This window comes from Streptomyces sp. RerS4 (genome assembly GCF_023515955.1).
In the GTDB taxonomy this organism is placed as follows: domain Bacteria; phylum Actinomycetota; class Actinomycetes; order Streptomycetales; family Streptomycetaceae; genus Streptomyces.
The window spans coordinates 5136005-5150802 of the sequence record NZ_CP097322.1; the positions used below are offsets into that span (position 1 = coordinate 5136005).

The window sequence follows — 14798 nt, forward strand, 5'->3', positions numbered from 1 at the left end:
CACCCCTCTCCTCCCCGGGTGCTGCCCCCGCTCACTCCTTGAGCCGGGGCAGCACCTGTTCGCACAACAACCGCAGGCTGCGCCACCCCTCGTCGAGCGGCATCCCCCCGCACAGCGGGTGCAGCACCAGGTTCCCCGCCTCGCCCGCGCCCTTCGCGTACGCCACCGCCTGATCCGGGGTCAGGACGCGGTAGACGCCCTCCGCGCGCAGCTCCCCCACCGTCCGCGCGCCCGAACGCACCGCGCTGCGGATCTCCTTCGACTGCCACGAGGCGTAGGTGGCCGCCTCGTGCAGGAAGTGCCCGCCGTACTCGGCCCAGGCCCGGTCCGGGTCCTCGGCGATGTGCAGCAGCGGGGTCTCGGCGGCGGGCATCATGCAGAACCCCTCCGTCCCGTACTCCGCGAGGCGCTCCCCGTAGTACGCCTCCAGCTCCGGCAGGTGCGCGCTGGGGAAGAACGGCAGCCCCAGACGCGCCGCGCGGCGGGCCGCCGCCTTGGAGCTGCCCCCTACGAGGAGCAGCGGGTGCGGGCGCGTGAAGGGCCGCGGGGTCACCCGTACCGTCCGGCCGCGGAAGGTGAACGGCTCGCCGGTCCACGCCCGGAGCAGGGTCTCCAGCAGCTCGTCCTGGAGCCGGCCGCGCCGCCCCCACTCCACGCCGTGCTGCTCGTACTCCTGCGGCCGGTACCCGATCCCCGCCACCGTCACCAGGCGCCCGCCGCTCAGCAGGTCCAGTACCGCGATGTCCTCGGCGACCTTGAGCGGGTCGTGCAGCGGGCCGATGATCGCCGACACGGTGACCGCGATGCGACGGGTGGCGCCGAAGACCGCGCCCGCGAAGGCGAAGGGGGAGGGCATCCAGTTGTTCGCGGTGCCGTGGTGTTCCTCCGTCTGGAGGGTGTCGATCCCGTGCTCGTCCGCGTACCGCGCCATCTCCAGCGCGTCCTTGTAACGGGCCGAGAGGGTTTCGGGGGTGCCGTGCGGGTCGACGAGATTGAACCGGGCCACGGTGATGGGCATGGAGAAGTCCCCCTTCGCCGGAGGTGGGTGGACGGGCGAAGGGGGACGCTAGCTGACGTGGCGTCAGTTGGACAGGGATCCGGCGGGCTCGCGCTCCTCGACGGACTCCGCGGCCCGCTCCCCGGTCGCGGGCGTGCGCGGCAGGACGGCGTACAGCAGGGCGGAGGTCAGGATGCCGGCGGCCCAGCCCAGACCGTTGCGGCCGATCCAGGTGGAGGCCAGGGGCCCGCTGAACCAGTCGACCTCGGTGAACAGGGTGCCCACCACCAGGGCGACGCCCCAGGCCGTCATCGCCTGCCAGGCGAAGCCGCCCTTGTACCAGTAGGCGCTGGTCCGGGTGGTGTCGAGCAGCGCGGGGCCGTCGTAGGTCGTGCGGCGGAGCATGTCCACGCCGAAGACGCCGATCCACGCGGAGAAGGCCACGGCCAGCAGTGTCAGGAAGGAGATGAAGGAGCCGAAGAAGCTCGTCGCCACCACCATCAGCAGGAAGCCGAAGATCAGACTGATCACGGCGTTGACGCTGACCGCCCAGGCCCGCGGGACCTTGATGCCGAGGGTCTGCGCGGTGAAACCGGCGGAGTACATGGACATCGAGTTGATCAGCAGCATGCCGACGAGCGCGATCAGCAGGTACGGGACCGCGATCCAGGTCGGCAGCAGCTCACCGATGAAGGAGACCGGGTCCTGGGCGGTGGCCAGGTCCGGGGTGCCGACGGCCATCACTGCGCCCATCAACACCATCGGCAGGACGACCACGCCCGCGCCGCCGATCGTCGCGCCGACCATGGCCTTGGAGGAGGCGGTGCGGGGCAGGTAGCGGGTGAAGTCCGGACCGGAGGGCACCCAGCTGATGCCGCCCGCCGCGATCGTGCCGATGCCGGCGATCATCATCGCCGTCGACCCGGCCGGCTTGTCGAGGACCGCCGCCCAGTCGGTGGTGAAGACCAGGTAGCCGAGGACGAGCACGCTGAAGCCGCCGAAGAGGTACGTCGACCACGTGGAGCAGACGCGCAGCGCGTTGATGCCGAGGCCGGAGACGACGAAGGTGCAGCCCACGAAGAAGAGCAGGGTGACGACGATGAGCACGGTGTTGCTCTTGATCCCGAAGAGCAGGTCCAGCACCGTCAGCACGGCGTAGGCGCCGCTGACCGCGTTGATCGTCTCCCAGCCCCAGCGCGCCACCCAGATCAGGGCGCCCGGGAAGAGGTTGCCGCGCTGACCGAAGACCGCCCGCGACAGCGCCATGCCCGGCGAACCGCCGCGCTTGCCGGCGATGGAGATCAGCCCCACGATCCCGTACGAGAGCACGGGCGCGGCCACCGCGACGACGAGCACCTGCCAGATGTTGAGCTTGTTGAAGATCACCAGGCCCGCGCCCATGGTCAGCAGCAGCACGCTGATGTTCGCGGCGACCCAGGTGGGTATCAGCTCCCGGACGCGGCCACCGCGCTCCTCGTCGGGTACGGGCTCCAGGCCGCGCGTCTCGACGCCGCTCTCGACGGCGTTCTCGGCGCCGGCGTCGAGGGCGCCGTCGACCGTGGCGGACATCGCGCCTTCGGCGGGCTTGGCAGGCATGCGCTACTCCGTGGGGGAGGAAGGGGGAGTCGCCCATCATCGTAGATTCGCCTCGAAAACCACAAATAGAGGACTAATGCCCTCGCCGTCGCCTCCGAAGGCCGCCGGGGGTGGCCGATACTTGGAGCGTTATGGACATCCTCATCCTTGCTGTAGTCATCGCCCTGGTCGCGGTCGGCGCGATCAGCGGGCTCGTGGTCAGCAGCCGCAAGAAGAAGCAGCTGCCGCCCCCGTCGCCGTCGAGTACGCCGACCATCACTGCCCCGCCCGCCGAACCGCAGGTGGGGGAGGACGCCGCACCGACGGCGGAAGAGCCCCGCCGCACCATCGAGGAGGTCGCCCTCCCCGAAGCGGAGGCTGCGGCTCCCGAGGCCCCCGTCGTCGCCGAGCCCGAGGCCCCGGCCGCGCCCGAGATCGAGGTGCCCGAGCCCACCGCCGGCCGCCTGGTCCGGCTGCGCGCGCGGCTCGCCCGTTCCCAGAACTCGCTCGGCAAGGGGCTGCTCACGCTCCTGTCGCGCGAGCACCTCGACGAGGACACCTGGGAGGAGATCGAGGAGACCCTCCTCATCGCCGACGTCGGCGTCGCGCCCACCCACGAACTGGTCGAGCGGCTCCGCGAGCGGGTCAAGGTGCTCGGCACCCGCACCCCCGCCGAGCTGCGCGCCCTGCTGAAGGAGGAGCTGGTCACCCTCGTCGGCACCGACTTCGACCGCGCCGTGAAGACCGAGAGCGGCGTCGACACCCCGGCCGTCGTGATGGTCGTCGGCGTCAACGGCACCGGCAAGACCACCACCACCGGCAAGCTGGCCCGCGTGCTCGTCGCCGACGGGCGCAGCGTGGTCCTCGGCGCCGCCGACACCTTCCGCGCCGCCGCCGCCGACCAGCTCCAGACCTGGGGCGAGCGCGTCGGCGCCCGTACCGTGCGCGGCCCCGAGGGCGGCGACCCCGCCTCCATCGCCTTCGACGCGGTCAAGGAGGGCATCGCCGAGGGCGCCGACGTGGTGCTCATCGACACCGCCGGCCGCCTGCACACCAAGACCGGCCTCATGGACGAGCTGGGCAAGGTCAAGCGCGTCGTGGAGAAGCACGGCCCGCTGGACGAGGTCCTGCTCGTGCTCGACGCCACGACCGGCCAGAACGGCCTGACCCAGGCCCGCGTCTTCGCCGAGGTCGTCGACATCACCGGCATCGTGCTGACCAAGCTCGACGGCACCGCCAAGGGCGGCATCGTCGTCGCCGTCCAGCGCGAGCTGGGCGTGCCGGTCAAGCTCGTCGGCCTCGGCGAGGGCCCGGACGACCTGGCCCCCTTCGAGCCGGAGGCCTTCGTCGACGCCCTCATCGGCGACTGAGCACCCCCGGGGAGACCGCCGGTACGTGTCCCCGCTCCCGTCCCCTACGCCGTCAAGGCCCTGCGCGCACCCGTGCCCCCGCGTCCGACCCGGACGCGGGGGCACGGTGCGACACGGCGCCGTCGCGCCGTCAGTGGCGGAACCGGTGGCAGATGTAGGCCAGGGTGCCGAGCAGCAGCCGGGCCTGCGGGGGACCGCCCGCGCAGTCCAGCGCGGGCCGGCGCAGCCAGCCGGCCGGGCCCAGGCCCGCGTGGTCGCAGGGCGGCGCGGTCAGGAAGGAGCCGAGGCCCAGGGCGCGCAGGTCCAGATCGGCGTCGTCCCAGCCCATCCGGTACAGCAGCTGCGGCAGCTCGGCGGCGGCGCCGGGGGCGACGAAGAACTGCGCGCGACCGTCCGGGGTGACGGTGACGGGGCCCAGCGGCAGGCCCATCCGCTCCAGCCGGACCAGCGCCCGCCGGCCCGCCTCGGCGGAGACCTCGATGACGTCGAAGGAGCGGCCGACGGGGAGCAGGATCGCCGCGCCCGGGTACTCGCCCCAGACCTCGGTGACCTCGTCGAGGGTGGCGCCCGCGGGGACGGTCGGAGCGAAGTCCAGCGGATGCGCCCCCGGCGCACGGCAGTTCGTATGACCGCAGGAGCAGTCGCGGGCGGGGGCCGCGGCGCGGGCGCCGGGGACCGCGTCCCAGCCCCAGAGCCCGGTGTACTCCGCCACCGCCGTGCACTCGGAAGTCCGGCCGCGACGGCGGGATCCGGAACGGAATTCCTTGGTGCCGCGGCTGCCGCCGATCGTGAAGCCCATGCCCATGTCCCCTCCAACGGGTCGGACGCGTCGGTGGTTACGACGTCGGCGAGACCTGTGCGGAGGCCGGGTGCGGTGCGCCTTCCACCGGGGGCGGGCGGCGCACTCCTCGCCGCGCGCGCCCCGAGCGCACTCCCGTCCAACCGTTCCGTTTCGCCTATGTGTCAAGTGAATCGCGCCTGGCCGGTGGCGAGTTCATTCGAAGGGGTGGCGAATGGTGGCGTTTCTGGAATCGACCTCGCCCACGGGGTGATCGTAGGATTACTTTCGGTGCACGAACCCGGAGGGCGGCCCCGGCCGTGGGTATGCCGGAGGCAATCTGTGGAGGACCTGTGAAGGTCCCCGGCGACGTCGGTCGTCCCGGTCAGGGTTTCGTGTGTAGAGGCGATGCGGATGGGGGCGTTCCCAGTGAGCGGCAGTGGCGCAAGCGGAACGAGCGGGGAATCGACCGACCGCAACGACCAGCTGACCTCGTGGTTCGTCCGCAGCGGCTGGTCCAAGGGCGAACTCGCCCGCCAGGTCAACCGCCGGGCCCGCCAGATGGGCGCCCACCACATCAGCACCGACACCTCGCGCGTACGCCGCTGGCTGGACGGCGAGCAACCCCGCGAACCCGTGCCCCGCATCCTCTCCGAGCTGTTCTCCGAACGCTTCGGCTCCGTGGTCGCCATCGAACAGCTCGGCCTGCGCACCGCCCACCAGACGCCCTCCGTCTCCGGCGTCGACCTGCCCTGGGCCGGCCCGCAGACGGTGGAGCTGCTCAGCGAGTTCTCCCGGAGCGACCTGATGCTCGCCCGCCGCGGCTTCCTCGGGACCTCGCTCGCCCTCTCCGCCGGCCCCGCCCTCATCGAGCCCATGCAGCGCTGGCTCGTCCCGGTCCCGGCCGCCGACCCCGGACCGCGCGCCGAAGGCGGGCCGGCGGGCCCCTCCGGATACCGGGCGCCCCGGCTCTCCGAACCGGAACTCGACCTCCTCGAAGCCACCACCGTCATGTTCCGCCAGTGGGACGCCCAGTGCGGCGGCGGACTGCGCCGCAAGGCTGTCGTGGGACAGCTCCACGAGGTCACCGACCTGCTCCAGGAGAGCCACCCGGCGCCCGTCGTGAAGCGGCTCTTCAAGGTCGCCGCCGAACTCGCCGAACTCGCCGGTTGGATGAGCTACGACATCGGCCTGCATCCCACCGCCCAGAAGTACTTCGTCCTCGCGCTGCACGCCGCGAAGGAGGCGGGCGACAAACCGCTGGGCTCGTACATCCTTTCCAACATGAGCCGCCAGATGATCCACCTCGGCCGGCCCGAGGACGCCCTCGAACTCATCCACCTCGCCCAGTACGGCAGCCGCGACTGCGCCGGACCGCGCACCCAGGCCATGCTGTATGCGATGGAGGCCCGCGCCTACGCCAACATGGGCCAGCCCAGCCGCTGCAAGCGGGCCGTGCGCATGGCCGAGGACACCTTCTCCGACGTCGGCCTCGGCGGCGAGCCCGAGCCCGACTGGATCGCCTTCTTCTCCGAGGCCGAACTCAACGGCGAGAACTCCCACTCCTACCGCGACCTGGCCTACGTCGCGGGCCGCAGCCCCACCTACGCCTCCCTCGCCGAACCCGTCATGCAGCGGGCCGTCGACCTCTTCGCCAAGGACGAGGTGCACCAGCGTTCGTACGCCCTCAACCTCATCGGCATGGCCACCGTCCACCTCCTCCAGCGCGAACCCGAGCAGGCCACCGTCCTCGTGGACCAGGCTCTCGACGTGGCGCGAAAGGTGCGCTCCGAACGGGTGAACACCCGCCTGCGCAAGACCGTCGACACGGCCGCCCGCGAGTACGGCGACGTCGCCGAGGTCGTCCGCCTCACCGACCTCCTCGCCTCCCGCCTCCCCGAGGCCGCCGAGGCGGTCTAGGGCCTGTCCGGCGGACCAGGGCAGGCGCGGGGCCTCGCACCTGGCCCGTTCATGGACGCGTAACACGTACGACCTCTTCGTCATCGGCGCGAAACAACCGGCGGCGCCGCCGGAAACCGGCCTGCGCGAATCTCATGGCCAATAACCGGCCGGCGCGACCGCCCACCCCCGGGCCCGCGCCCCGGCCGCCGAAGGCCTCACGATCGCCCGCACGCGAACGTACCGACGACGAGGAGACGCCGATGGCATCAGCCATCACGACCCTCGCGGCAGACGCCCCCACGCTCTCCGCCGCGAACACCGGGTTCATGCTCATCTGCTCCGCCCTGGTCATGCTGATGACCCCGGGCCTCGCCTTCTTCTACGGAGGCATGGTCCGCGTCAAGAGCAGCCTCAACATGCTGATGATGAGCTTCGTCAGCCTCGGGATCGTCACGATCCTGTGGGTGCTCTACGGCTTCAGCCTCGCCTTCGGCGCCGACTCCGGTTCCGTCATCGGCTGGAACTCCGACTACGTCGGCCTCAGCGGCATCGGCCTCACCGAGCTGTGGGACGGCTACACGATCCCGGTCTACGTCTTCGCCGTCTTCCAGCTCATGTTCGCCGTCATCACCCCCGCCCTGATCAGCGGCGCCCTCGCCGACCGCGTCAAGTTCAGCGCCTGGGTCCTCTTCACCGCCCTGTGGGTGACCGTCGTCTACTTCCCCGTCGCCCACTGGGTCTGGGGCGCCGGCGGCTGGCTCTTCGAGATGGGCGTCATCGACTTCGCGGGCGGCACCGCCGTCCACATCAACGCGGGCGCCGCCGCCCTCGGCGTCATCCTCGTCATCGGCAAGCGCGTCGGCTTCAAGAAGGACCCGATGCGCCCGCACAGCCTGCCCCTGGTGATGCTCGGCGCCGGCCTGCTGTGGTTCGGCTGGTTCGGCTTCAACGCCGGCTCCTGGCTCGGCAACGACGACGGCGTCGGCGCCGTCATGTTCGTCAACACCCAGGTCGCCACCGCTGCCGCCATGCTCGCCTGGCTCGCGTACGAGAAGCTGCGCCACGGCTCCTGCACCACCCTCGGCGCCGCCTCCGGCGCGGTCGCCGGCCTCGTCGCCATCACCCCCGCCGGCGGCTCCGTCAGCCCGCTGGGGGCGATCGCCGTCGGCGCCATCGCCGGCGTGCTGTGCGCCATGGCCGTCGGCCTCAAGTACCGCTTCGGCTACGACGACTCCCTCGACGTGGTCGGCGTCCACCTCGTCGGCGGCATCGCCGGCTCCCTGCTCGTCGGCTTCTTCGCCACCGGCGGCGTCCAGTCCGACGCGGCCGGCCTCTTCTACGGCGGCGGCCTCGAACAACTCGGCAAGCAGGCCATCGGCGTCTTCGCCGTCCTCGCCTACTCTCTCGTCGTGTCCGCCGTCCTCGCCTTCCTCCTCGACAAGACCATCGGCATGCGCGTCACCGAGGACGTCGAGGTCTCCGGCATCGACCAGGCCGAGCACGCCGAGACCGCCTACGACTTCAGCGGTGCCGGCGGTGGCGCCTCCTCGCGCACCGCCGCCGCCCCCGCCCCCGTTGCCGCCGCGAGCAAGAAGGTCGACGCATGAAGCTGATCACCGCCATCGTCAAGCCCTACAAGCTGGACGAGATCAAGGAAGCCCTCCAGGCCTTCGGGGTCCAGGGCCTGACCGTCACCGAGGCCAGCGGCTACGGCCGCCAGCGCGGCCACACCGAGGTCTACCGGGGCGCCGAGTACACCGTGGACCTCGTACCGAAGATCCGCATCGAGGTCCTCGTCGACGACGACGACGCCGAGGAACTGATCTCCGTCATCGTCAGCGCCGCCGCCACCGGGAAGATCGGCGACGGCAAGGTGTGGAGCGTCCCCGTGGACTCGGTCGTCCGGGTCCGCACCGGCGAGCGCGGCGCCGACGCGCTCTAGGGTCCAGGGAGCCCCCGGGTGACGAGTGTCGAGAACACCACCACCGATCCGGCCGAAGAACCGGACGGCCCCGGAGCCGGCGGCTACGCCGCGGCCCGGCTGCGACTCCTCCGGGAGGAGTCGCGGTCCGGGCCCGCGCGGCGTTCCGCCCTGTCCGGACTCACCGACGGCTGGCTGACCGCCCTGTTCGCGGGGGCCGCGCGCGAGAGCGGCGTACGGGGCGCCGCCCTCGTCGCCGTCGGCGGCTACGGGCGGGGCGAACTGTCCCCGCGCAGCGACCTGGACCTCCTGCTCCTGCACGACGGCAAGGCCGACCCCCGCGCGCTCGCCGTCCTCGCCGACCGCCTCTGGTACCCGGTGTGGGACCTCGGTCTCGCCCTGGACCACTCCGTACGCACCCCCGGCGAGGCCCGCCGCACCGCCGCCGAGGACCTCAAGGCCCACCTCGGCCTGCTCGACGCCCGGCTCGTCGCGGGCGACGCCGGGCTCCTCGCCGGACTGCGCACCTCCGTCCTGGCCGACTGGCGCAACCTCGCCGCCAAGCGACTGCCCGCCCTGCACGCCCTGTGCCGGGAGCGGGCCGAGCGCGCCGGGGAGCTGCGCTTCCTGCTGGAGCCCGACCTCAAGGAGGCCCGCGGCGGGCTGCGGGACGCCACCGCGCTGCGGGCCGTCGCCGCGTCCTGGCTGGCCGACGCCCCGCGCGAGGGACTGGCCGAGGCCCGGCGGCGGCTGCTCGACGCCCGCGACGCCCTGCACCTGGTGACGGGCCGGGCGACCGACCGGCTCGCCCTCCAGGAGCAGGCCCAGGTCGCGGCCCGGCTGGGGCTGCTCGACGCGGACGCCCTGCTGCGCGAGGTCTATGAGGCCGCGCGCGTGGTCGCGTACGCGGGCGACGTCACCTGGCGCGAAGTCGGACGGGTACTGCGGGCCCGCGCCGGCCGGCCGCGGCTGCGGGGGCTGCTGGGGACACGGGGGGTCCCGGCGGCCGAACGGGCACCACTGGCCGAAGGGGTCGTCGAGTCCGACGGGGAGGCCGTCCTCGCGCTGGCCGCCCGCCCCGACCGGGACCCGGCGCTGCCGCTGCGCTTCGCCGCCGCGGCCGCGCAGGCGGGCCTGCCCGTCTCGCTGCACGCCGTACGGCGGCTCGCGGCGCAGGCCCGACCGCTGCCGGTGCCCTGGCCGGCGGAGGCCCGGGAACAGCTGATCACCCTGCTCGGCGCGGGCGAGCCGACCGTCGGGGTGTGGGAGGCCCTGGAGGCCGAGGGGCTGATCGGCCGGCTGCTGCCCGACTGGGAACGCGTACGGTGCCGGCCCCAGCGCAACCCGGTGCACACCTGGACGGTGGACCGGCACCTGATCGAGACGGCGGTGCGGGCCTCGGCGCTGACCCGCCGCGTGAGCCGGCCCGACCTGCTGCTGATGGCCGCCCTGCTGCACGACATCGGCAAGGGATGGCCCGGCGACCACTCCGCGGCCGGCGAGACCATCGCCCGCGACGTCGCCGCCCGGGTCGGCTTCGACGCGGCGGACACCGCCGTCCTGGGCACCCTCGTACGCCACCACCTGCTCCTGGTCGACACCGCCACCCGGCGGGACCTGGACGACCCCGCCACCGTCAAGGCCGTCGCCGACGCCGTCGGGTCGACCGGCACGCTGGAGATCCTCCACGCCCTCACCGAGGCCGACGCCCTCGCCACCGGCCCCGCCGCCTGGAGCACCTGGCGGGCCTCCCTCGTCGCCGACCTCGTGGCCCGGGTCGCCGCCGTCCTCAGCGGCGCCCCACCCGCCGCCCCGGAACCGGAGATCCCGACCACCGAGCAGGAACGCCTGGCGGTGGAGGCGCTGCGCACGGGGGAACCGGTGCTCGCGCTGCACGCCCGCCAGGAGGAGGACGACGCCGTCGGGGTGGAACTCGTCGTCGCCGTCCCCGACCAGCCCGGGGTGCTCCCGGCGGTGGCCGGGGTGCTGGCCCTGCACCGGCTGACCGTACGGGCGGCCGACCTGCGCTCCCTGGAGCTGCCCGACCTGCCGGGGGAGGTCCTCGTCCTGCGGTGGCGGGTCGCCGCGGAGTTCGGGGCGCTGCCCGAGGCGCCCCGGCTGCGGACCGACCTCGTACGGGCCCTGGACGGCTCCCTCGACGTCCCGGCGAAGCTGGCGGGCCGCGAGGCGGCGTACCCGAGACGGCGCGGGGTCGTCCCGCCGCCGCCCCGGGTGACGGTGGTCCCGGAGGTGTCCTCCCAGGCCACGGTCCTGGAGGTGCGCGCCCCGGACGCGGTGGGGCTGCTGCACCGCATCGGCCGCGCCCTGGAGTCGGCCGGGGTCCGCGTGCGCAGCGCGCACGTCTCCACGCTCGGCGCGGACGCCGTCGACACCCTGTACGTGGTCGACGTCGACGGCAAACCCCTGGCCCCGGCCGACGCGGCGGGCCTGGCCCGGACGGTGCGCGAGGCCCTGGCCTGACCGGCCGCGGACCCCATTCCCGTACCGCCGGCGTACCGCCCCCGTACCGTCTTCGCGACGGGCGGGGGCGGGCCCGTTGCGCGGCCCGATACCCTGGGGGACGACCACACTCCCCCGACCCGAGGAATCGCGACCACCGTGTTCGATACGCTCTCCGACCGCTTGGCGAATACCTTCAAGGGCCTGCGCGGCAAAGGCCGGCTGTCCGAGGCTGACATCGACACCGCGGCCCGGGAAATCCGTATCGCGCTCCTCGAGGCCGACGTCGCCCTTCCCGTCGTCCGCGCCTTCATCGCGAACGTCAAGGAACGCGCGCGCGGTGAAGAGGTCAGCAAGGCCCTGAACCCGGGCCAGCAGGTCCTCAAGATCGTCAACGACGAGCTCGTCACGATCCTCGGTGGCGAGACCCGGCGGCTGCGCTTCGCCAAGACCGCGCCCACCGTGATCATGCTCGCCGGTCTCCAGGGTGCCGGTAAGACCACCCTCGCGGGCAAGCTCGGTCTCTGGCTCAAGGGCCAGGGCCACGCGCCGCTGCTCGTCGCCTGTGACCTCCAGCGCCCCAACGCCGTCAACCAGCTCTCCGTGGTGGCCGAGCGCGCCGGCGTCGCGGTCTACGCGCCGCAGCCCGGCAACGGCGTCGGCGACCCGGTCCAGGTGGCGAAGGACTCCATCGAGTACGCCCGGACCAAGCAGTTCGACATCGTCATCGTCGACACCGCCGGTCGCCTCGGCATCGACGCCGAGCTGATGCAGCAGGCCGCCGACATCCGCGACGCGGTCTCGCCCGACGAGATCCTCTTCGTCGTCGACGCCATGATCGGCCAGGACGCGGTCAACACCGCCGAGGCCTTCCGCGACGGCGTGGGCTTCGACGGCGTCGTGCTCTCCAAGCTCGACGGCGACGCCCGCGGCGGTGCCGCGCTCTCCATCGCGCACGTCACCGGCAAGCAGATCATGTTCGCCTCGAACGGCGAGAAGCTCGACGAGTTCGACGCCTTCCACCCCGACCGCATGGCGGGCCGGATCCTCGACATGGGTGACATGCTCACCCTCATCGAGCAGGCCGAGAAGACGTTCAGCCAGGCCGAGGCCGAGAAGATGGCGGCCAAGCTGGCGAAGGGGCCGAAGGAGTTCACGCTCGACGACTTCCTCGCCCAGATGGAGCAGGTCCGCAAGATGGGCTCCATCTCCAAGCTCCTCGGCATGCTGCCGGGCATGGGTCAGATCAAGGACCAGATCAACAACATCGACGAGCGCGACGTGGACCGCACCGCCGCGATCATCAAGTCGATGACCCCGGCCGAGCGCCAGGACCCGCACATCATCAACGGCTCGCGCCGCGCCCGCATCGCCAAGGGTTCCGGCGTCGAGGTCAGCGCCGTGAAGTCCCTGGTGGAGCGGTTCTTCGAGGCCCGCAAGATGATGTCCCGCATGGCCCAGGGCGGCGGGATGCCCGGCATGCCCGGCATCCCGGGCATGGGCGGCGGCCCCGGCCGGCAGAAGAAGCAGGTCAAGCAGGCCAAGGGCAAGCGCAAGAGCGGTAACCCGATGAAGCGCAAGGAAGAGGAGGCCGCGGCCGCGGCCCGGCGGGAGCAGGGCCCGCAGGCGATCGAGCCCGCCGCCGGCAACCCGTTCGGACTCCCGGCGGGCGGCCAGGCCGGCCAGGACTTCGACCTTCCGGACGAGTTCAAGAAGTTCATGAAGTAGCACCTGCGCAGGCAGTGAGCGAGAGGCCCCGACCGTGTCCGCACGGTCGGGGCCTCCGCTTTCCGCAGGGGCAATGGGGTGGTTTGTCGCTTATCGTCGGCCGGGAGGACGGCATAAGGAGGCGCCCGTGCCCAGCCCCACCCCCGTACCGCCGCGCGACCGGGCCGACACCCCCTGGCGCTCGGAAGGCGCACCGCCCACCCCGCCGCCCCGGAAGAAGATGCCCGGCGGCTGGCGCGGACTGATCCTCACCGCGCTGATCGTCTACCTGATCACCAACGTCGTGCTGTCGTTCTTCAACGAGGGCGACGAGCCCACGATCGCGTACACCGAGTTCAGCAAGCAGGTGGCCGACGGCAACGTCGCCAAGATCTACTCCAAGGGCGACGCCATCCAGGGCGAGCTGAAGGCCGCCCAGCCGGTCCCCGGCGGCAAGGGCGACTACAAGAAGTTCCTCACCCAGCGCCCCGCCTTCGCCGACGACCAGCTCTGGTCCGGCCTCACCTCCAAGGGCGTCACCGTCACCGCCTCCCCGGTGGTCGAACAGCGCAGCTTCCTCGCCAACCTGCTGATCTCGCTCGCCCCCATGCTGCTCCTCGTCGGCCTGTGGCTGTTCATCGCCCGCCGGATGGGCTCCGCGATGGGGGGCGCCGGCGCGCTCGGGCGCAAGGCCCCGCCCAAACCCGTCGAGCTGGAGGGCGCCAAGCGCACCACCTTCGAGGACGTGGCCGGAATCGACGAGGTGGAGGGCGAGCTGAGCGAGGTCGTCGACTTCCTCAAGAACCCGCAGGAGTACCACCGCATGGGCGCCCGGATGCCCGGCGGCGTCCTGTTGTCCGGCCCGCCCGGCACCGGCAAGACCCTGCTGGCGCGCGCCGTCGCGGGCGAGGCCGGGGTGCCCTTCTTCTCCGCCTCCGCCTCCGAGTTCATCGAGATGATCGTCGGCGTCGGCGCCTCCCGGGTCCGCGAGCTGTTCTCCGAGGCCCGCAAGGTGGCGCCCGCGATCATCTTCATCGACGAGATCGACACCATCGGCCGCGCCCGCGGCGGCTCGGCGGCCATGGGCGGTCACGACGAGCGCGAGCAGACCCTCAACCAGATCCTCACCGAGATGGACGGCTTCTCCGGCTCCGAGGGCGTGGTCGTCCTCGCCGCCACCAACCGCGCCGACGTCCTGGACCCCGCCCTCACCCGCCCCGGACGCTTCGACCGCACCGTCGTCGTCTCCCCGCCCGACAAGGCCGGCCGCGAGGCCATCCTGCGCATCCACACCCGCGACATCCCCCTCGCGCCGGACGTGGACCTCGCCCAGGTCTCCCGCACCACCCCCGGCATGACCGGCGCCGAACTCGCCAACCTCGCCAACGAGGCCGCCCTGCTGGCCGTCAAGCGCAAGCAGGACGCGGTCACCCAGGCCGACCTCTCCGACGCCCTGGAGAAGGTCCAGCTCGGCGCCGAACGCCCGCTCGTCATGCCCCTGGAGGAGCGCCGCCGCACCGCCTACCACGAGGGCGGCCACGCGCTCCTGGGCATGGTCCAGCCCGGCGCCGACCCCGTCCGCAAGATCACCATCGTGCCCCGGGGCCGCGCGCTCGGCGTCACCCTGTCCACCCCCGACGCGGACCGGTACGCGTACACCGAGGAGTACCTGCGCGGCCGGATCATCGGCGCGCTCGGCGGCATGGCGGCCGAGCACGTCGTCTACGACGTCGTCACCACCGGCGCCGAGAGCGACCTCGAACAGGTCACCAACATCGCCCGGGGCATGGTCGGCCGCTGGGGCATGAGCGAACGCGTCGGCCGCCTCACCGCCATCCCCTCCGACGCCTCGGCCGCCTACGGACTCTCCGCCGCCCCCGCGACCCTCGACGCCGTGGACCACGAGATGCGGCGGATCGTCGACGAGTGCTACGTGGAGGCCTGCCGCCTCCTGCGCGAGCACCGCCCGAAGCTCGACGCCCTCGCCGAGGCCCTGCTCGCCAACGAGACCCTGGACGAGCAGGCCGCGTACGAGGCGGCGGGCATCCCCCGGCTGGTGAAGTAGCCCGCCCGCCGTACGTCGTCGCG

General features: G+C 72.6%; 10 protein-coding genes. 7 read left to right on the forward strand and 3 right to left on the reverse strand.

The annotated features are described in order from the left end of the window. Nucleotides 1-31 precede the first annotated feature (31 nt). Together M4D82_RS23925 and M4D82_RS23930 are read right to left on the reverse strand one after the other, a co-directional pair. Nucleotides 32-1018 (reverse strand): LLM class flavin-dependent oxidoreductase, encoded by a 987-nt coding sequence (locus M4D82_RS23925; RefSeq protein ID WP_249767995.1) that lies wholly within the window; start codon nt 1016-1018, stop codon nt 32-34. A gap of 63 nt (nt 1019-1081) precedes the next feature. Continuing rightward, entirely contained in the window at nt 1082-2593 is a 1512-nt protein-coding gene (locus tag M4D82_RS23930) for a cytosine permease (protein WP_502988989.1), read from the reverse strand. A gap of 131 nt (nt 2594-2724) precedes the next feature. Between M4D82_RS23930 and ftsY the strand changes: the two genes are divergently transcribed. Then, nucleotides 2725-3942: a signal recognition particle-docking protein FtsY gene (gene ftsY, locus M4D82_RS23935; protein ID WP_249767996.1), complete on the forward strand. Its 1218-nt coding sequence runs from the start codon at nt 2725-2727 to the stop codon at nt 3940-3942. Between the two features lie 130 nt (nt 3943-4072). Here the strand turns inward: ftsY and M4D82_RS23940 are convergent, their stop codons facing one another. After that, on the reverse strand, nt 4073-4741 hold the full coding sequence (locus M4D82_RS23940) for a bifunctional DNA primase/polymerase (RefSeq protein ID WP_249767997.1): 669 nt from the start codon (nt 4739-4741) through the stop codon (nt 4073-4075). Between the two features lie 408 nt (nt 4742-5149). Between M4D82_RS23940 and nsdA the strand changes: the two genes are divergently transcribed. From nsdA to ftsH, 6 genes are all read left to right on the forward strand, one after another. Then, a complete protein-coding gene (gene nsdA, locus M4D82_RS23945) occupies nt 5150-6640 on the forward strand; it encodes a transcriptional repressor NsdA (RefSeq protein ID WP_502989087.1) in 1491 nt (496 codons plus the stop codon). A 242-nt stretch (nt 6641-6882) separates the two neighbouring features. Further along, nucleotides 6883-8229: an ammonium transporter gene (locus M4D82_RS23950; protein WP_249767999.1), complete on the forward strand. Its 1347-nt coding sequence runs from the start codon at nt 6883-6885 to the stop codon at nt 8227-8229. Next, nucleotides 8226-8564 carry a P-II family nitrogen regulator gene (locus tag M4D82_RS23955; RefSeq protein WP_249768000.1) on the forward strand — a complete coding sequence of 113 codons (339 nt, stop codon included), beginning with the start codon at nt 8226-8228 and terminating at the stop codon, nt 8562-8564. The genes M4D82_RS23950 and M4D82_RS23955 overlap by 4 nt, the downstream gene beginning before the upstream one ends. Nucleotides 8565-8582: 18 nt before the next feature. Further along, complete coding sequence (locus M4D82_RS23960) at nt 8583-11024, forward strand: [protein-PII] uridylyltransferase (protein ID WP_249768001.1); 2442 nt, start codon at nt 8583-8585, stop codon at nt 11022-11024. Nucleotides 11025-11162: 138 nt separating this feature from the next. Further along, a complete protein-coding gene (gene ffh, locus M4D82_RS23965; protein ID WP_249768002.1) occupies nt 11163-12731 on the forward strand; it encodes a signal recognition particle protein in 1569 nt (522 codons plus the stop codon). A gap of 220 nt (nt 12732-12951) precedes the next feature. Further along, nucleotides 12952-14775, forward strand: coding sequence for an ATP-dependent zinc metalloprotease FtsH (gene ftsH, locus M4D82_RS23970; RefSeq protein WP_249772107.1), 1824 nt, complete (start codon nt 12952-12954; stop codon nt 14773-14775). The last annotated feature ends 23 nt before the right edge of the window (nt 14776-14798 follow it).